General features: G+C 38.6%; 15 protein-coding genes. 6 read left to right on the forward strand and 9 right to left on the reverse strand.

Features of this window, described 5'->3' with window-relative positions; all coding sequences use genetic code 11:
- Positions 1–22 precede the first annotated feature (22 nt).
- Both ACORJQ_RS04605 and ACORJQ_RS04610 read left to right on the forward strand, forming a co-directional pair.
- Entirely contained in the window at positions 23–634 is a 612-nt protein-coding gene (locus ACORJQ_RS04605) for a fumarylacetoacetate hydrolase family protein (RefSeq protein WP_321326419.1), read from the forward strand.
- Between the two features lie 139 nt (positions 635–773).
- Complete coding sequence (locus tag ACORJQ_RS04610) at positions 774–1391, forward strand: paraquat-inducible protein A (RefSeq protein ID WP_321326420.1); 618 nt, start codon at positions 774–776, stop codon at positions 1389–1391.
- 65 nt (positions 1392–1456) lie between these two features.
- Here the strand turns inward: ACORJQ_RS04610 and ACORJQ_RS04615 are convergent, their stop codons facing one another.
- Both ACORJQ_RS04615 and ACORJQ_RS04620 read right to left on the reverse strand, forming a co-directional pair.
- Positions 1457–1606 (reverse strand): hypothetical protein, encoded by a 150-nt coding sequence (locus tag ACORJQ_RS04615; RefSeq protein ID WP_321326422.1) that lies wholly within the window; start codon positions 1604–1606, stop codon positions 1457–1459.
- 64 nt (positions 1607–1670) lie between these two features.
- The gene (locus ACORJQ_RS04620) at positions 1671–2933 is read right to left on the reverse strand and encodes a lytic murein transglycosylase (protein WP_321326423.1); all 1263 of its coding nucleotides are present in this window, start codon (positions 2931–2933) and stop codon (positions 1671–1673) included.
- 230 nt (positions 2934–3163) lie between these two features.
- Here ACORJQ_RS04620 and rlmKL point away from each other — a divergent pair, with 230 nt between their 5' ends.
- The 3 genes from rlmKL (at position 3164) to hemN (ending at position 8284) form a co-directional block, all read left to right on the forward strand.
- Entirely contained in the window at positions 3164–5377 is a 2214-nt protein-coding gene (gene rlmKL / locus ACORJQ_RS04625) for a bifunctional 23S rRNA (guanine(2069)-N(7))-methyltransferase RlmK/23S rRNA (guanine(2445)-N(2))-methyltransferase RlmL (protein ID WP_321326425.1), read from the forward strand.
- A 99-nt stretch (positions 5378–5476) separates the two neighbouring features.
- Positions 5477–6829 (forward strand): GGDEF domain-containing protein, encoded by a 1353-nt coding sequence (locus tag ACORJQ_RS04630; RefSeq protein ID WP_321326427.1) that lies wholly within the window; start codon positions 5477–5479, stop codon positions 6827–6829.
- A 72-nt stretch (positions 6830–6901) separates the two neighbouring features.
- Positions 6902–8284: an oxygen-independent coproporphyrinogen III oxidase gene (gene hemN, locus ACORJQ_RS04635; RefSeq protein WP_321326429.1), complete on the forward strand. Its 1383-nt coding sequence runs from the start codon at positions 6902–6904 to the stop codon at positions 8282–8284.
- A 200-nt stretch (positions 8285–8484) separates the two neighbouring features.
- Here the strand turns inward: hemN and ACORJQ_RS04640 are convergent, their stop codons facing one another.
- On the reverse strand, positions 8485–9285 hold the full coding sequence (locus tag ACORJQ_RS04640; protein WP_321326430.1) for a YdcF family protein: 801 nt from the start codon (positions 9283–9285) through the stop codon (positions 8485–8487).
- An 8-nt stretch (positions 9286–9293) separates the two neighbouring features.
- Positions 9294–10592, reverse strand: a complete 1299-nt coding sequence (locus tag ACORJQ_RS04645; protein WP_321326431.1) for a sensor domain-containing diguanylate cyclase — start codon at positions 10590–10592, stop codon at positions 9294–9296.
- Between the two features lie 210 nt (positions 10593–10802).
- On the opposite strand from ACORJQ_RS04645, the gene clpB reads away from it, so the two are divergent.
- A complete protein-coding gene (gene clpB, locus ACORJQ_RS04650) occupies positions 10803–13373 on the forward strand; it encodes an ATP-dependent chaperone ClpB (protein WP_321326432.1) in 2571 nt (856 codons plus the stop codon).
- A gap of 148 nt (positions 13374–13521) precedes the next feature.
- On the opposite strand, the gene ACORJQ_RS04655 is transcribed toward clpB, so the two are convergent.
- The 5 genes from ACORJQ_RS04655 to dusB form a co-directional block, all read right to left on the reverse strand.
- Positions 13522–13833 carry a late competence development ComFB family protein gene (locus ACORJQ_RS04655; RefSeq protein ID WP_321326434.1) on the reverse strand — a complete coding sequence of 104 codons (312 nt, stop codon included), beginning with the start codon at positions 13831–13833 and terminating at the stop codon, positions 13522–13524.
- A gap of 229 nt (positions 13834–14062) precedes the next feature.
- The gene (gene purD, locus ACORJQ_RS04660; RefSeq protein WP_321326436.1) at positions 14063–15349 is read right to left on the reverse strand and encodes a phosphoribosylamine--glycine ligase; all 1287 of its coding nucleotides are present in this window, start codon (positions 15347–15349) and stop codon (positions 14063–14065) included.
- 348 nt (positions 15350–15697) lie between these two features.
- Entirely contained in the window at positions 15698–17260 is a 1563-nt protein-coding gene (purH, locus tag ACORJQ_RS04665; protein WP_321326437.1) for a bifunctional phosphoribosylaminoimidazolecarboxamide formyltransferase/IMP cyclohydrolase, read from the reverse strand.
- A 58-nt stretch (positions 17261–17318) separates the two neighbouring features.
- Positions 17319–17585, reverse strand: coding sequence for a helix-turn-helix domain-containing protein (locus ACORJQ_RS04670; protein ID WP_321326439.1), 267 nt, complete (start codon positions 17583–17585; stop codon positions 17319–17321).
- A 54-nt stretch (positions 17586–17639) separates the two neighbouring features.
- Entirely contained in the window at positions 17640–18608 is a 969-nt protein-coding gene (gene dusB, locus ACORJQ_RS04675; RefSeq protein WP_321326440.1) for a tRNA dihydrouridine synthase DusB, read from the reverse strand.
- Between the last annotated feature and the right edge of the window lie 27 nt (positions 18609–18635).

Consider the following 18635-nt stretch of genomic DNA (forward strand, 5'->3'; position numbering starts at 1 on the left):
TTAACTTATATGGAACTCTTAAATGAACTCAGTGAAATATTGTGATAAGGATGTTTATCCTTCTAAAATTGTTTGTATTGGCAGAAATTATGCCGAGCATATTGCCGAGTTAAATAATGAAACGCCTACGGAGCCTGTCTTTTTTATAAAACCCAATTCAGCCATTTCAAACGAACTTCAATTCAATGAAGAGGTCGCGATTCATTTTGAAGGGGAGATTGTTTTTTTGATTCAAGCGGGTGAATTGGCGGGTATCGGTTTTGGACTTGATTTGACAAAGAGAGAGGTTCAGTCAAAGTTAAAGCAGAAAGGGTTACCTTGGGAAAGGGCCAAGGCGTTTGATAAATCTGCGGTATTGAGTGACTTTGTTGAGTTTAGTGGCGATTGTCAGGGGTTGAGTATGGAGTTGTATATTAATGATAGATTGGCACAAAAAGCAGATTTTGATTTGATGTTGCATAAACCTCAAGCCATTTTACAAGAAGCGAGTAGTTTTCTAACTTTTGAAGATAATGATTTATTAATGACGGGCACACCTAAAGGGGTAGGGGTAATTAAGCTTGGTGATCAATTTTATGCCAAGGTTATGCATAACAATGATGTTTTGGTAGAAGCGTCTTGGTTAGTACGTTAGTTATTCATTTATCAAAAAGAAAAAGAATAAAAAGGGTGCAAAGCCCTTTATTGAGGATAAGATTACCAGGCCTGGTAATTTTGCCAAATTAGATTTACATCGTATAATCAAACCCCTCTTATTTTTGGAACTGACTGTTGTGAATCCTCGTCTAATTTTAGGTTTTATTTTTCTTATTAGTGCTTATGGCTTATTAATCCCAGGTGTTACCGAGCCTGTTTTACATATGACGACTATGTTAGATAAAGGTGAGTTAACCGTTTTAGGTAAAGAGGCGATTTTACAGAGTGGTAGCATTCCTAATTTTTTAATGCCAATGACCATGGAAGTACTTAACCAAATACATGCGAGTGGCACGGTGGTGATTCAAGATACAGCTAAAAGTATTTTGGGTACGGCAGAAACTCTATGGCAAGACGGCAACCAGTTAGTGGCGTTTTTGATTGTATTTTTTAGTGTCTTTGTACCGGCTTTAAAACTGGCGTTATTGGCAGTCTCTTTCTTGTTTAAACGCTTTGCAAAACAATTGGCTTTAAGTAGTGGTTTTTTAAGTAAATGGTCAATGGCAGACGTGTTTGTTATGGCTTTGATTATTGCGTTTTTAGCGATTAAAGCCAGCTCGGGAGATTCGGCTTTATTGCAGACAGAGATAAAATTAGAAAGTGGTTTTTATTACTTTTTAGGCTATTGTTTATTGTCGATTGCTTCAAGCCAGTTATTGGCAAAAATGCACAGAACACCCATAACAGTTGGCTAATCATTAAAGAACAAAGAACAAACAACAAAGACCGAACACTGAACACTGAACACCAAAACTATCGTTTAATGTTTTCTCTTTTGAGCATTCAGCTTATTGCCTAACTTAGTGAGTTGGCTTTGCATTTTCCAGAATAGATAGGCGGGATGATTACATATCTGTCTGTGGTTGGGAGAATCAACAGGCAAGGCAAAATCACTCTGCAATTTTTGCACAGTTTGATTATCTTTTTTGCGATTTGCCTGATTGATTATAGTGACCAAATTTACCTTCTTACCACTACTTCTGAGTTTGAGCTTTTTGTAATGCTTTAAGCATAGCTACGCTGGCAAAACCATCCGCAGGTATTTTGTGCTTAGTTTGAAAGTCACGAAGTGCCCCACGAGTTTTACTGCCCGCAATCCCATCTGGTTTTCCAACATCGTAACCTAATGAATTTAACAGAGTTTGAATCTCTTTAATTTGGGCATAACTAATGGGTTTATCGTTTTTGGGTTTTTGTTTTGAAAGCGGTGGAAGCTGAACGATGCGATCTGCCAAATGACCAACCGAAATCGCATATTTATCGGCATTGTTCCAGCGTTTAATGACATTAAAGTTTTTATAGACTAAAAAGGCGGGGCCTTTGTAATCGCTAGCTAATAACAATTTAGCTTGCATGTCTTCATTAGGTAACACTCTTCCATCGGCTAGGGTAATGCCCATTTTTTTCCACTCAGCTAAGCTGCGTTGTGTTTTATTGTCAGCCAGTGCGTAGTTAAAACCTTTAGGAAGTTTGACTTCTCGACCCCAGTTTTCTTCTTTTTGCCAACCAAGATGATTTAAGAAGTTACCTGCAGAATAGAATACATCTGGCAAGCTATCCCATAAATTGATTTTACCGTCGCCATCACCATCTACCGCATATTGCACATAGTTAGACGGCATAAATTGACATTGCCCCATTGCACCAGCCCAAGAGCCTTTCATTTCACTCAATGGCACATCACCTCTATCCAAAATGGTTAAGGCACTCATTAACTGAGTAGTAAAAAATTTACTGCGACGTGGGTCGTAAGCCAGCGTGGCTAAGGATTCAATAATAGGTAAGTTGCCCGTGTAGCCACCATAGTTGGTTTCTAGGCCCCAAAAAGCCACGATAAAACGTCCTGGCACACCGTATTTTTTAGTCACTTGGTCTAACAAGGCTTTATTAGCTTGGTACTTTTTTTGGCCTTTTTTTACTCTAGAGTCACTGACTGCACGGTCAAAATAGTCAAAAAAAGTTTTGGTAAATTCAGGCTGTTTTTTATCGGACTCAAGCACTTTGGCATTTAGGGTAACGTCTTTAAAGGCCAAATCTAAGGTTGACTTTGAAATGCCTTTATCTTGAGCCTGTTTTTTGAAGTCAGTTACCCAATTCTGAAAGTCTTTTTCTGAGGGCTTAAAGGCTTCTGATTGAGCTTGGCTATTTAAAGAAATAGCCAACAAAACAGAAGCGAATAATATTTTGGTATAACCGAGTTTGGAATTTGGCATAGTCAACTTTGCTGTGATCTGCATTAATTGAAAACTTAGCGGCTTGATACGGCTTGTAAGGCAGCTATTACTGCGGCTAGCTAAGTATTCTTATGTAAAATTAAAAGTTAAATTGTATTCTACCGAAACTAAATAAAAGTTGAAGCCAAAACAGTTTAAAATTAACAGTTATTTTAAAAGCTCTGGTTTACCAAAAAATACCCTTGAAGGTAACGCCATCTTTGAGCTAAAACCAAACTATAAATGGAAAATTGATGATGAAATTTTTTGCCACAGCCCCAGGCGGATTAAGTGAGTTGCTAAGAGAAGAGTTAATGTCTTTTGGAGCAACAGAAGTTAAAGCTCAACCGCGTGGTGTGACTTTTGAGGGTGATTTAGAAGTCGCTTACCGAAGTTGTTTGTGGTCACGTTTAGCTAACCGCATTTTTGTAACCGTATTAGAAGCGGAACTTGAAACTCAGGAAGAGTTAACTGAACAAGTGGCAACGGTTGATTGGCAAACCCATATGGATGAGTTTGGAACCTTTGCGGTTTCTTTTTCTGGTAAAGGCATGGGGATTGATCATAGCCATTACGGTGCGTTAAAAATTAAAGATGGGATTGTCGATTACTTTAGAGGTATTACCAATAATCGCCCTAAGGTTGATACTGAAGATCCAGAGTTAAGAGTGCATGGTCATTTAAACCGAAACCAATTAACTTTGAGTATTGATTTGGTGGGCTACAGCTTACACCAACGTGGTTACCGTGAAGGTCAGCAAGTTAAAGCACCACTAAAAGAGAACGTGGCAGCGGCGTTATTAATGCGTGCAGGTTGGCCTGAGATTGCCAAACAGGGTGGATGTTTGTATGACCCAATGTGCGGTTCAGGTACCTTTTTAATTGAAGGTGCAATGATGGCCTCTGACTTAGCACCAGGCCTAGAAAAAGTAAACCGTATGCTTTTAAACACTTGGAAAAAGCATGATGCTAAATTGTGGAACACGTTAATTGATGAAGCTAAAGAACGAGAGGCGGAAGGCTTACGTCATTTACCCGATATTTACGGTTCTGACGCATCACATAAGTCATTAGATATTGCCGAAGAAGCTATTCACAATGCAGGGTATTTAGATTCAATTGAAATCAAACAAATGACCGTTGAACAAGGTCGCCGCTGGGGCGACTGGCAACCAGGCCTGGTAATTTGTAACCCTCCTTATGGTGAGCGTTTAGGTGAAATTGAAGAAGTTAAAGTGATTTATAACGACTTAGGTAAATACCTTAAAAATGAGTTTGATGGTTGGCAAGGTGCCGTTCTGACTTGTAACCCAGAATTGGGTATGTATTTGGGCATTAAGGCCAAACGTAGTCATAACTTTTTTAACGGACCAATGGAATGTAAGCTGTTCCGTTTTGATATCACCGAAGAGTTTCATCGTGAACCATCGTTAAAAGGTGGAGCAAACATTGTTCAGGAAGTGAGTTCTGTGATGCCAGAACTTGCCGATTCACAAGGTGCGGTCATGGTTGGTAACCGTATTAAAAAGAATTTAAAACAGCTAAAAAAATGGGCTAAAACACATGAGGTAAATGCTTACCGAGTTTATGATGCCGACCTACCTGAATATGCGATATCAATTGATTTATACCAAACTGAAGATGCCGGTGAATGGTTAATAGTTAACGAATATGCCGCACCAAAAACAGTAGATAAAGCTAAAGCCAAAAAACGTTTACATGAAGCCTTAGCCGCTTTACCAAACGTATTCCCAAATGTGCCTGTAGACCAAATTATTTTTAAAGTACGTAGTCGTCAATCAGGCACATCGCAATATGAGAAGTTGGATGATAGCCGAGACTTTTATACGGTAATTGAAAACGGGGCAAAAATCCGTGTTAACTTTACCGACTATTTAGATACTGGCCTATTTTTAGATCACCGTGATGTACGTGCTTTAGTGGCACAAAAGTCGGTTAGAAAAACGCTACTAAACCTATTTTGTTACACCGCAACCGCAACGGTTGAAGCCGCAGTTATGGGGGCAAAAAGCAGTTTAAGTGTGGATATGTCTAAAACTTATTTGTATTGGGCTGAACATAACTTAATGCACAATGAACAGAGCATTAAAGACAGTGCCCAACATAAGTTTTTACAGGCTGACGTTTTAGATTGGTTATCTAAAGAGAGTGAAAACCCAAAAGCAACGTTTGATGTCATCTTTTTAGACCCGCCATCATTTTCTACCTCAAAACGGATGGAAGGCACTTTAGATATTCAGCGTGATCATGTCGCTTTAATTAATCAAACGATGAAACTGCTTAACCCAGGCGGAACTTTAGTGTTCTCAAATAATCTACGTAAGTTTAAGTTAGATACTGAAGCGTTAGAGAATTTGAGCATTGAAAACATTACCCAAAAAACGATGCCAAGAGATTTTCAAAGAAACAGCAAAATTCACCAGGCCTGGTTAATTTCTCACCATTAGGAATTCATTAGTCGTTAATGGGATGTTAATGCGGCGTTAAAAGTGAATAGTGCTTAAAGAATATAAGGCACTGCAGCAGTAAAGCAGGAGATAAATTTTATGAATTACTCTATTGCCAGGCAAAGTTTGCTAGGTATTGGTATTAAAGAGAGTTTTGAAATTCAAAAACAAGCTGACTATCTTCTTAGTAAAGAAAATCAATTTTTTGAGGAGTTTTTTCGTTGGTACGAATCTCTCAATTTGATTGTTTTAGATAAGGATAAAATTTTAAACAAAAATTTATTTAGGGCTTTTATAGCAGGCCATTATGATGAACAATTTTATATTGATTTATATCATCAAGCCTTAGCGTGGCATAGTCATGGCTTCAATCTAAGCAGAGCTATGTTATTGCTTTCTAATTTTCGTCAACAGTTTGTGTTAATTGCAGAGCAACAAAATAACCATGTGCTTGCTAAGGATCTTTGCAATAGCATAGATATAGGGCAAGCAGTTGTTTCTGACGTGTATCACTTGCATCAAACCTTAGTGAGTTTTCGCAAACGATCACAAACTGAAATCAAACGTATTCGTCGTTCATTTCATCTTATCTCATCAAGAGCCCCAGAAGAGCTAGTACAAGCTTTTATTGACCACCAAAACTGGAAAATAACGGCGTACGCCTGTGCTTTAGGTGAAGTAGATAATTTTGATTTTGCCTATTCAACTCACGATTGCCTTTTAGGAAAATGGTTAGATTCTGGTGGTACGGATAAAATTCCTACGGAAGAAATAGAGAACTTTTTACATTATCATGAAGAGGTGCATCGTTTAGGCTATTTGGCTTTAAAAGAAGCATCGGAACAACATCCAGAACGAATCGTTGAATTTTTAAACGAAATGGAATTAGCCTCTGACGAAGTTTGTAGAGTATTGCTTGAATGCATTGAAGAAGAATTTATATTGGCGGCAAATTTGGATTCATTAACTAATTTACCAAATAGAAAAGCCTTTGATACTCAGTTAAATCATAACTTAGCCTTAGCCAAACGCTGTGGTTTATGGGTTGGACTCATTGTGATTGATGTTGATTACTTTAAAAACATTAATGACTCCTTTGGTCACTCTTACGGTGATAAGGTATTAATTGAACTAGCGAGTGTGATAGAAACCATTATTCGCCTAGAAGATAATGTTTACCGTTGGGGCGGGGAAGAGTTTGCGGTATTGGCTATGGATAAATCGGCTGTAGGTGTTGAGCAGCTTGCAGAGCGGATTCGTCAGAGTGTAGAACAAACAGTATTTTGTGAAGAAGAGTCCCAATCTTATAAATGCACTGTCAGTTGTGGAGCGATTAGTTTTCACCCAGAAGTCGATTTATTTGCCAAAGAAGTCTTTGAATTGGTTGATCAGCAGCTTTTTAAAGCTAAAGAGCTCGGAAGAAACCGAGTTTCTTACATAACTCTTGAGTGAGATTAACTTATCTATTCGCAATTTAGATTATTATCCTTATCTTTAAAATAACAGCAAAATCGGAACGGGCATATGGAACAAAAAATTCAATTTGATGAAGCGTTGATTAAACGTTATAACCAATCAGGGCCACGTTACACCTCTTACCCAACTGCGGTACAGTTTGACGAAACCTTTGGTATTGCCGATTACAAAGAAGCGGTGCAAAGAAGTAATGACTCTGGTCGTGGTTTATCGTTGTATTACCATATTCCGTTTTGTGACACCGTTTGCTTTTTTTGTGCCTGTAATAAGGTTTGGACGCGTGATCGTTCAAAAACCACGCCATATTTAGAACGTCTGTTTAAAGAAATAGAGATGCAGTCTGAGCTATTTGATTCATCTAGAAAAGTAGAACAATTGCATTTAGGGGGCGGTACACCTACTTTTATTAATAACGATGAAATGCGTCAGTTAATGGAAAAAACTCGTCAACATTTCAATTTGTATGACGATGATTCTGGTGAATATTCTATTGAAATTGACCCTCGTGAAGCGAATCGTGAATCGGTTAAATTACTGCGTGAACTTGGTTTTAATCGAATGAGTTTAGGGGTGCAAGATTTTGACCCTGATGTTCAAAAAGCGGTCAATCGTATTCAAACCCAAGCCGAGACTTTTGAGGTGTTAGAAGGGGCTCGTGAAGCAGGTTTTATGTCTGTGAATGTGGATTTGATTTATGGCCTGCCGTTGCAAACAGAGAAAGGGTTTATTAAAACGCTTGATAGAGTGCTTGAGGCTGAACCAGACCGTTTCTCTATCTTTAACTATGCCCACATGCCAAGCATGTTTCCAACGCAAAAGAAAATGAATGAAGCTGATATGCCTTCAGCCGATGAAAAATTAGCGATATTGCATGCCTCAACTGAACGTTTATTAGAAGCGGGTTATGTCTATATTGGAATGGATCATTTTGCCAAGCCAGACGATGAATTGGCGATTGCACAACGTAATGAAACTCTTTACAGAAATTTTCAAGGCTATTCAACTCATGCCGAGTGTGATTTAGTGGGAATGGGAGCGACTTCCATCTCTTTGGTAAATAACACCTACGCCCAAAACCGTAAAGGTTTAGCGGAATATTATGAGGCGATTGATGCTGGTGATTTAGCGGTATTTAGAGGGGTTCAATTAACCGAAGATGACGAGCTTCGCCGTGATGTCATTACTCGTTTAATTAGTCATTTTCATCTAAATTTTGCCAAAATCGACCAGGCCTGGAAAATTCGTTTTAAAGAGTATTTCGCTAAAGAATTAAAAAACTTAGCCCCTATGGCAGAAGACGAATTATTAACCTTAAGCGATGAAGATATTTACATTACACCAAAAGGCCGTTTATTGATTCGTAACATCTGCATGGTGTTTGATGCGTACTTAAAAGAAGGTACGGCTAACCGTTTCTCTAAAGTGATTTAATAAGATAAAAGTAAATTCCCGTGTTTAACACGGGAATGACGATAGCTGGATTTGTCTTTTTCGTTGTGTTGATTGTTTAGATTTACCCTATGCTCACAATGTATGGTTTTCCACAGGACATACCAGGCCTGGTAAAATTTCAAAAACCTTCGTGACTTCGTGGTTCAAAAAATTATCAAATCTAAGCTTCTGGAAACCTATTAAGGTTCTGGAAACCAACTATTGGTTTTACCGGTTAAGTAATACACCGTTAAGCCAATCCATTCCCTCCAAGCTGGTTCTAACGCTTTTAAATGGTCAAAGAAATCAAAATCTAAAATACGTAAGCTGTCTGAATTAGAACGGTAATCAACCGGATAGGGCACAACTTTCACACCTTGCATTCTTGCAATCCCCACGGCTCTTGGCATATGAAAGGCAGAAGTGACTAATAAATAAGTACCATTTTCAGTAGGTAACAACGGTTTAGTGTATCTAAAGTTTTCGTAGGTATTTCGTGATTTAGATTCAATAATTAAGCGTGATGGCTTAATACCAATAGTGGTAAGAAGTTGTTTTGCTATTGAAGCTTCGCCAGAGGTATTTTGCAAACTGATTAAACCACTGCCACCAGTAAAAATAACGGGTGCTTGTGGATAAAGCTTGGCTAAGTGTGCAGCACCAATATAACGATCACCACCCATTCCGAGTTCGGCAACATTCCAGCTTAAAGAACGTTTTAAGTCTTCTCCACCACCTAAAATAATAATGCCATCAATTTTAGAGGGTAGAGTTTGAGGTTTGCTAAAACGGTTTTCTAGCGGTTTCATGACATAATCACTAACGGGGTAGGCCATCAAAATAAAGGCGATTAATCCGGTAGGAATAAGAATTAATTTTGCCAGAAAAATTCGATTAAATAATAGAAACAATATGCCAACAAAAAGAGCAAAGACTAATAGGTTGCCAGGGCTTAATAAAGCCCAACTGATTTTTGAAAGTAGAAAAAATAGTTCATTCATAATATGAATTATTTAAAAGAGTACTCGTCATTTGCTTTTGCTATAACGGTTTGATTTCGACCACTTTGTTTGGCGATATATGAAGCGGAGTCAGCTCGTTTGAAAAGGCTTTCAAAGTCTTTAGAATCTGATTCTGAAGTGCAAGCAATACCAATACTTATGGTCTGTTTAGGGATGCCTAAAGTTTGCCAATCAGCATTTTCAAATAATTTATGAATCTTAGCGGTAAATGAATTGATTTCAACTATTGAGGTATTTGGAAAAACGCAAATAAACTCTTCACCACCCCAGCGGTAAATCAAATCTGTTGGTCGCATAAAACGGCTTAGAATATCAGCAGTAAACTTGAGCACTTCATCACCACGTTGATGCCCATATTGGTCATTAATACGTTTAAAGTAATCTAAATCTAGCATGGCTAAACAAAGGTCTTGGTTGTGTGCAATAGCTTTAGAAATCAACTCCTGAGCTTTTAATTCACCACAACGTCTATTGGGTAATTTGGTTAAAAAGTCTTCAGAAGCTAAGTCTTCTAACTGTTGTTCAAGCTGTTTTAGCTTGTTGATGTTATGCACCATTCCGACCATCATTATGGGGTTACCAGATTCATCCCGCTCGCAAATTTTGCCTTTATCATGAACCCACAAGTAGTGTCCATTGCGATTTTTTAAACGGTATTGATGTTCATAATGTGAACGTTCATTATTGAGGTGGGCATTAAGTGAAGCCATAACGTATTCAAGATCTTCTGGATGAATGTTATTGCTCCATGTATCTACGGTTGGCTCCATTTCATCAGGGCCATAACCAAGCATTTTTTTTAATTGCGGACTAAAAAACACATGGCCGTTGCTTATCTCCCACTCCCATAATCCATCAGAGGCTTCATTTAAAGCAAACCAAATTCTATGATCACGGGTATTGAGTGTATCTTCGTGCTCTAAGCGTTTACCAATATCACGTGCGACTGAGAGAAAATATTCTTGGTGTTTATATTCAAAAACGGTAGTAATGATTTCTACAGAGATGTCGCCACCATTTTTATGGTGGTGATTTCCAACAAAGGTAAAAGATTTGTTGTTACGAATAACTTGAGCGATTTCTTCCCATTGCGGCATGCCAACCATATGCCGCTGCAAACTCAGTACTGAGTGGTTTAGAATTTCATGTTTTTCATAACCTAAATCTTCATGTGCAGCACGGTTGCACCATAAGATGTTAGAACTGCCTGGATCAATTAGATAAACTGCATCTTCCATGTTATCAAACAGAACGTTTAAATCGACAGTACTTAATTCTTTGGGCATAACTTCGACACTTTTAAATAGGGCTTTTTATTAGTCTTTACATCTTAAATGTAGGGTTTTGTAGATTTACAAATTATGTGATAAATCTACCACCTTTTCAGGTGAATTTTTTGTCTATTTATTGTAAAAACGAAAAAAACTCTTTTAAATCAGATAATCATCCCCATTATCTTAGTATCAAACAGACAAGAATTAAGGAGTTTGTCAAAAATGATGGACAAGTTTACAACCCAATTTCAAAGCATTCTGGCTCAAGCACAATCTGCGGCAGTAGGGCATGACAATCAATATATTGAGCCTGTGCACATCCTATCAGCGTTGATTGACGAGTCTGGTAATTTATTGCAACTGGCTAATGTAAATGTGCCTTTACTTAAGCAATCACTGGCTGAAAAAATTAGCAGTTTGCCAAAAGTTTCTGGAGCTGGTGGTAATGTGCAGTTGTCACAAGCATCGGCCAATGTTTTAAATATAATGGATAAGCAAGCCCAAAAAAATGGTGATGCTTATATTGCGAGTGAATTGTTTTATCCTGCATTATTAGAGACTTCTGATTATGCAGCAACTTTATTGAAGAAAGCAGGTGCAACAAAAGAGGCACTCAATAATGCGATTCAAAATGTACGAGGAGGCGAAAGCGTGCAAGATCAAAATGCAGAAGAAAACAGACAAGCATTAGATAAATATACTGTAGATTTAACTGAACTAGCGGAACAAGGAAAGTTAGACCCAGTAATTGGTCGTGATGATGAGATTCGCCGTGCTGTTCAAGTGTTACAACGTCGTACCAAAAACAATCCAGTATTAATTGGTGAGCCAGGTGTGGGTAAAACCGCCATTGTAGAAGGTTTAGCGCAACGTATTGTAAATGGCGAAGTACCTGAAGGCCTAAAGAAAAAACGTTTACTTTCACTGGATTTAGCAGGCCTGTTAGCTGGAGCTAAATACCGTGGTGAATTTGAAGAGCGTTTAAAAGCATTGCTTAAAGATTTAGACAAACAAGAAGGTCAGGTAATCTTATTTATTGATGAGATTCATACCATGGTAGGAGCAGGTAAAACTGAAGGTTCTATGGATGCAGGTAATATGCTTAAACCTGCTCTTGCACGTGGTGCTTTGCATTGTATTGGTGCTACTACGTTAAATGAGTACCGTGAAAATATTGAAAAAGATGCGGCTTTAGAGCGTCGTTTTCAAAAAGTCATTGTCGATGAGCCAACAGAAGAAGATACCATCGCGATTTTACGTGGTTTAAAAGAGCGTTATGAGGTGCATCACGGGGTTGATATTACTGACCCTGCGATTGTTGCCGCAGCCAGATTGTCGCAACGTTACATCACTGACCGCCAGTTACCGGATAAAGCAATTGACTTGATTGATGAAGCGGCATCTCGCATTCGTATGGAAATTGACTCTAAACCTGAGGTGATGGACAAGCTTGATCGCCGTTTAATTCAGTTAAAAATCGAGCAAGTTGCACTGAAAAAAGAGAAAGATGAAGCCTCTAAAAAACGCATGGAGATTTTACAGGATGAAATCAAAAATCTTGAAAAAGAGTATTCAGATTTAGAAGAAATTTGGAAAAAAGATAAAGCGGCTTTACAAGGTGCTCAGCAATATAAAGAGAAACTTGAAGCGGCACGTATTGAGCTTGAAGCTGAAAGGCGTGCAGGTAACTTAGCCAAAATGTCTGAGATTCAATACGGCACGATTCCTGATTTAGAAGCTAAAATTCAAGCCGCTGAAATGGCGGAGAGTGAAGCTGAAGAGGGTGAAGGTTCGCATTTATTACGTAATAAAGTAACCGAAGAAGAGATTGCCGAAGTGGTGGCACGTTGGACAGGAATTCCTGTTTCAAGAATGATGGAAGGTGAGCGCGATAAGTTATTGCGTATGGAAGAAGAGTTAACTAAAAATGTTATTGGGCAGGATGAAGCGGTTAAAGCTGTTTCAGATGCGATTCGTCGTTCACGTGCGGGTCTTTCAGACCCGAATCGTCCTAATGGTTCATTCTTATTCCTGGGGCCAACGGGCGTTGGTAAAACCGAATTGACCAAATCTTTAGCTGATTTCTTATTTGATACTCAAGATGCGATTGTGCGTATTGATATGTCTGAGTTTATGGAAAAACATTCGGTTTCTCGATTAGTGGGTGCACCTCCTGGTTATGTAGGTTATGAACAAGGCGGTTATTTAACCGAAGCAGTTCGCCGTAAACCTTATTCTGTCATATTATTGGATGAGGTTGAAAAAGCACATCCAGATGTCTTTAATATTTTATTGCAAGTATTAGACGATGGACGTTTAACCGATGGTCAGGGGCGTACTGTGGACTTTAAAAACACAGTAATTGTTATGACCTCAAACTTAGGTTCGCAAGTCATTCAAGAGAAGGCGGGTGTTGCTACTTACGATGAAATGAAAGCTGATGTTATGGAAGTGGTAGGTGATTACTTTAGACCTGAATTCATAAACCGTATTGACGATATTGTGGTGTTCCACCCATTAGGAAAAGAACAGATTCGCTCTATTGCCAATATTCAGTTACAAGGCTTGCGTGAACGTTTGGCTCATTCTGAAATAGCTTTAGAGGTAACAGATGCCGTGTTAGATGCGATTGGTGAACAAGGCTTTGATCCGGTGTTTGGAGCAAGACCTTTAAAACGTGTAATTCAACAACGTATTGAAAACCCATTGGCACAAAAAATCCTCAAAGGAAATTATGCATCAGGTTCAACGATACATATTGAATTGCAAGGTGATGAGATTACCTTTAATTAGTCAGAATTAGTTTGATTCGATAAATCACTAAACTCACTTTTCTTTTAGGAAAGTGGGTTTTTTTTATTTCTACTGAAAAGGAATTAAAGCATCACTTTTACTCAATAATGCTTAAAAATCTAAAAAGATTGAATTGACGTTCAAAAATTTAAGATTGTTCTTTTTCATGCTGAAAATGTTTTACTTTCTTATAAGCTTTTTTAACCGCTTTTTTTACTTTCTGTTCCACTTCAATATGTTCATCAACCGACATATAAAAAGACATATCAATATCATAACGAATATAACGTGGAGCGATACGGTTTAGAGCGATACAAGCCATATCTGCCAGGGCGTTGCTGTCGTCAAACTTATCGGCATAATTTTCTTTGATTTCATTAAATACGAGTCGTTCAAAATAATTGTGTACGCTGTCCATTGGCATCATTGACTCCTTATGGAGTGTTCCGGGAATATACATTGAGAGAACCTTCCTTCAATTAAATTTGAGGTGTTTATATACACCCTCAGCCTATAAAAATACTGAAAATAGCATTTAAACTATAACATGTTTGCATTATCTTCAACAAAGCAATGAACAGGCCAGTGTTCTAATAATATGGAGCAATAAAAAAGGCACTGAGAAAGTTTCTGAGTGCCTTTATTCAATAATTACCGAAAGCATTAAAGAGAAAAGTTAAAAACTAATTTTACTTTTCTCTAGAAACTGCTCTATGGCCGATATCAGTACGGTAATAAACTTCATCCCAGTGAATCATAGCAACACCTTCATATGCACGTTTTTGTGCAGAGGTAACATTCTCACCCAAAGCAGTTACACATAAAACTCGGCCGCCAGATGTCGTAACTTCATTGTTATCATTGATGGCTGTACCAGCATGAAACACTTTCAAATCAGAAGCATTTGCTTGTTCTAGACCTGAAATCACATCATTTTTACGGTACTCGTCTGGGTAGCCACCAGCCGCCATTACCACACCTAAAGCTGCACGACTATCCCATTTAGCCGTTACGGTATCTAGCTTACCGTCAATTGCCGCTAAACATAAAGCGTGTAAGTCAGACTGTAAACGCATCATAATAGGTTGTGTTTCAGGGTCACCAAAACGGCAGTTAAACTCTAATACTTTTGGAGCACCAGAAGCATCAATCATAACACCGGCATATAAGAAGCCTGTGTAAGGTAAACCATCTTCTGCCATGCCATTAATGGTTGGGTAAATCACTTCATCCATAATACGGTTATGAATTTCGCGAGTGACTACTGGTGCTGGAGTGTAAGCCCCCATACCGCCAGTGTTTGGCCCTGTATCGCCATTATTACGTGCTTTATGGTCTTGAGAGGTTGCCATAGGTAACACATTTTTACCATCAGCCATAACAATAAAGCTGGCTTCTTCACCAACCAAAAATTCTTCAATAACAACACGAGAACCTGCATCACCAAATTTGTTACCCGCTAACATATCTGAAACGGCTTCTTTAGCTTCAGTCATCGTATCAGCAAGAATAACACCTTTACCAGCCGCTAAACCGTCAGCTTTAATAACAATCGGCACGCCAACTTTATCTAAATAAGCATGGGCTGGCTCAATTTCCGTGAATACATCGTAAGCCGCAGTTGGAATATTGTGCTTGGCTAAGAAATCTTTAGAAAAGGCTTTAGAACCTTCTAACTGAGCGGCACCAGCTGTTGGACCAAAGCACTTTAGTCCAGCTTCTGAAAAGGCATCAACCACACCTAAGACTAATGGCACTTCTGGGCCAACAATGGCTAATTCAATATTGTTTTCTTTTGCAAAATTTACCAGGCCTGGTAAATCATCTACTGCAATATTTACATTGGTTAAATTTGGCTCTAAAGCGGTACCTGCATTGCCTGGAGCAACAAATACTTCAGTTACTTCAGCTGCTTGTGCAGTTTTCCAAGCCAAGGCATGTTCACGGCCGCCACCACCAATAATCAATACTTTCATTTTAATATCTCGTTCCGTCGCTAGATAATGCTTTTGGGTATTTCTAAATCAGCCTATGCTGCGTTCAAAAATGGTCACTTACAGTGTGTAAGCTCACATTTTTTGCCTTGCCTAGCCAGATTTATAAATCCCCAAAAGCATTATAAATATTTTGTATTTAATGCATTATTAAGCCGTTAGGCTTAATAAAAATTAGTTTTTTTAAACACTTTCTAAGATAGTAATGAGCGTTTTTTTCAAGTTCAAGGCGTAAGAAAAAATCGCAGCGGAGCGTACATAAAGTACGTGAGCAGCGGATTTTTTCTTAGAACGCAGAAATTGGAAAAATAAGCCATTACGGCCTGTTGATTAATGTTTGAAGTGTCTCATCCCTGTGAATACCATTGCTATTCCGTGTTCATTGGCAGCATCAATTACTTCTTGATCGCGCATTGAACCACCAGGGTGAATAACAGCGGTAATTCCAGCTTCAGCTGCCGCATCAATACCATCACGGAATGGGAAGAAGGCATCTGAAGCCATAACAGAACCTGGCACTTCTAAACCTTCATCTGCCGCTTTGATGCCGGCAATTTTTGCTGAGTAAACACGGCTCATTTGGCCAGCACCTACACCAATAGTCATACCATCTTTAACGTAAACAATCGCGTTAGATTTAACGAATTTAGCGACTTTCCAGGCAAACATTAGGTCTTTCATCTGTTCTGCTGTCGGGGCTTTTTCAGTAACAACTTTAAGGTCAGCTTCATCAACCATGCCTAAGTCACGGTCTTGAACCAATAAACCACCAGTTACACGTTTGTAGTCGTAAGCAGGCTGCTGTGCATCTAAATCGCCACACGCTAAAAGACGAACATTTTGCTTAGTTTCTACTACTTCTTTTGCTTCATCTGAAACAGTAGGGGCAATAATCACCTCAACAAATTGACGTTCTACAATGGCTTTCGCAGTTTCAGCATCAAGCTCTGTGTTGAATGCGATAATGCCACCAAATGCTGAAGTAGGGTCTGTTTTGTAAGCACGATCATAGGCTTCAAATTGAGAAGCTCCAACGGCAACACCGCAAGGGTTTGCATGTTTAACAATCACACAAGCGGTTTCTTTGAATGTTTTAACCAGTTCTAAAGCTGCATCGGTATCGGCGATGTTGTTAAAAGACAGTTCTTTACCTTGAATTTGAGACGCAGTAGAAATTGAGGCTTCTGAAGGTGAACGTTCAGTATAGAAAGCTGCATTTTGATGCGGGTTTTCGCCATAACGCATAGACTGTTTTTTAACAAACTGGGTGTTATAGGTACGTGGAAATTTATCTGCTTTGTCTTCAGAGAACATAGTACCAAAGTAGTTTGAAATTGCACCATCGTAACGAGCCGTTTGCTCAAAGGTTTTAATGGCTAAGTCAAAACGGGTAGCGTGAGACAGTTTACCGTTATTGATTTTAAGTTCATCCAAAATGTGAATGTAGTCTTGTGGGTCGGTAACTACCGCTACATCTTTATGGTTTTTAGCCGCTGAACGAAGCATTGTTGGACCACCGATATCGATGTTTTCAACAGCATCTTCTAGTTTACAGTTTGGATTAGCCACCGTTGCTTCAAAAGGGTATAAATTAACCACAACCATATCTATTGCATCAATACCGTGTTCTTCCATAATCGCATCATCAGTACCGCGACGACCTAAAAGTCCACCGTGAATTTTAGGGTGAAGTGTTTTTACACGACCATCCATCATCTCTGGAAAACCTGTATATTCAGATACTTCAGTTACCGCTAATCCTGCTTCAGAAAGTACTTTGTAAGTACCGCCTGTTGAAAGAATGGCAATATCCATTGCAACTAGAGATTTGGCAAATTCTAAGATGCCTGTTTTATCTGAAACGCTAATCAGGGCGCGACGTACTGGTTTCATGGTTGTGGTTCTCCAAAAAATAAAATTAAACTGGTTTTAGTTATCTAAGTTGTGTGTATTAAACGAGATTATATTTCTGCATTTTCTTTTTAAGGGTATTGCGGTTGATCCCTAAAATATTGGCTGCATGTGTTTGATTGTTATCTGTTTGTTGCAATACAAATTCAATCATCGGTTTTTCTACTTGTTGTATGACCATGTCATATACGTCAGTGGCATTTTGCTCGGCTAGCGTATTGAAATAGGTGTTTAACATTAAAGTAACTTGATCACTTAAGGATAACGATGAAGGAGTTTCCAAAATTTTTTCTCTAGTTTTCGTCATCTTTATTGTTAAGCCTATGCATTTTAGTTAGTGCCGTCTCTATATTGAGAATGGCTAAAAACCGTGTTCAAAATAATCGTTGAGTAATGTTAATTGTTCTTTTGCTGAGTTGAGTTGATTAAATGTCTTACGTAACGTATTACCATTAGGTAAATGTTGTGCATACCAACCTATGTGTTTTCTGGCGATTCTGACCCCTAACATTTCACCATATAACTCGTGTAAACCATTAATATGCTTAAACATGGTTTGCTTAAACTCTAAAGAACTCGGTTTTTTAAGTTGTTGGCCAGTTTTAAGGTAATGATTTATTTCACGAAATATCCAAGGGTAGCCTTGAGAGGCTCGACCAATCATGATGCCATCAGCAGAGGTGTATTTTAATACAAAATCAGCTTGCTCGGGAGTGCAAATATCGCCATTTGCGATCACGGGAATATTTACCTGCTGTTTGACCTGTTTAATGGTGTCATATTCAGCATTGCCAGTAAATTTAGCCTCACGCGTTCTGCCATGAATAGTGATGGCTTGTAAGCCTTGTTCTTCGGCAATAAGAGCGATTTCAAGGGCATTTTTATTTTGATTGTCAGTGCCTGTACGAATTTTTACAGTAACAGGAATCTCTACAGAACTCACCACAGCCTGAAAAATGTTTTTAACTTTTTCAGGATCAGCCATAAGGGCCGAACCAGCTGAAACACTGCAAACCTTCTTGGCAGGGCACCCCATATTTAGATCAATAATTTGAGCACCTTGCGATACTTGCCAAGCGGCGGCATCGGCTAATTCCTGCGGATCGGTGCCAATCAATTGAACTGCTCGAGGTTCTGGGTCGTTAATATTAACGTGTCGAGTAGACGATTTTTTAGATTGCCATAGCTCTTTTTTTGAAGCCACCATCTCAGCTAAGGTATAGCTTGCTCCATGAGTACGGCACAAATCACGAAAAACAGCATCAGTAATGCCTGCCATTGGTGCAAGCACAATATTGTGTTCAAATTGATAAGGTCCAATTTTTAACATGAATTGAGTTTATTATCCGAAACTGTG

Origin of the sequence: Thiomicrorhabdus sp., assembly GCF_963662555.1 — a bacterium.
In the GTDB taxonomy this organism is placed as follows: Bacteria; Pseudomonadota; Gammaproteobacteria; order Thiomicrospirales; family Thiomicrospiraceae; genus Thiomicrorhabdus.

What these genes read in the sequence shown, in the direction of transcription:
- ACORJQ_RS04605 (WP_321326419.1), top strand. Translation starts at nt 23, where the DNA reads ATGAACTCAGTGAAATATTGTGATAAGGATGTTTATCCTTCTAAAATT.
- hemN (WP_321326429.1), top strand. Translation starts at nt 6,902, where the DNA reads ATGGAACAAAAAATTCAATTTGATGAAGCGTTGATTAAACGTTATAAC.
- ACORJQ_RS04655 (WP_321326434.1), bottom strand. Translation starts at nt 13,833, where the DNA reads ATGTATATTCCCGGAACACTCCATAAGGAGTCAATGATGCCAATGGAC.
- ACORJQ_RS04670 (WP_321326439.1), bottom strand. Translation starts at nt 17,585, where the DNA reads ATGACGAAAACTAGAGAAAAAATTTTGGAAACTCCTTCATCGTTATCC.
- rlmKL (WP_321326425.1), top strand. Translation starts at nt 3,164, where the DNA reads ATGATGAAATTTTTTGCCACAGCCCCAGGCGGATTAAGTGAGTTGCTA.
- ACORJQ_RS04630 (WP_321326427.1), top strand. Translation starts at nt 5,477, where the DNA reads ATGAATTACTCTATTGCCAGGCAAAGTTTGCTAGGTATTGGTATTAAA.
- ACORJQ_RS04620 (WP_321326423.1), bottom strand. Translation starts at nt 2,933, where the DNA reads ATGCAGATCACAGCAAAGTTGACTATGCCAAATTCCAAACTCGGTTAT.
- ACORJQ_RS04645 (WP_321326431.1), bottom strand. Translation starts at nt 10,592, where the DNA reads ATGCCCAAAGAATTAAGTACTGTCGATTTAAACGTTCTGTTTGATAAC.
- purD (WP_321326436.1), bottom strand. Translation starts at nt 15,349, where the DNA reads ATGAAAGTATTGATTATTGGTGGTGGCGGCCGTGAACATGCCTTGGCT.
- clpB (WP_321326432.1), top strand. Translation starts at nt 10,803, where the DNA reads ATGATGGACAAGTTTACAACCCAATTTCAAAGCATTCTGGCTCAAGCA.
- dusB (WP_321326440.1), bottom strand. Translation starts at nt 18,608, where the DNA reads ATGTTAAAAATTGGACCTTATCAATTTGAACACAATATTGTGCTTGCA.
- purH (WP_321326437.1), bottom strand. Translation starts at nt 17,260, where the DNA reads ATGAAACCAGTACGTCGCGCCCTGATTAGCGTTTCAGATAAAACAGGC.
- ACORJQ_RS04640 (WP_321326430.1), bottom strand. Translation starts at nt 9,285, where the DNA reads ATGAATGAACTATTTTTTCTACTTTCAAAAATCAGTTGGGCTTTATTA.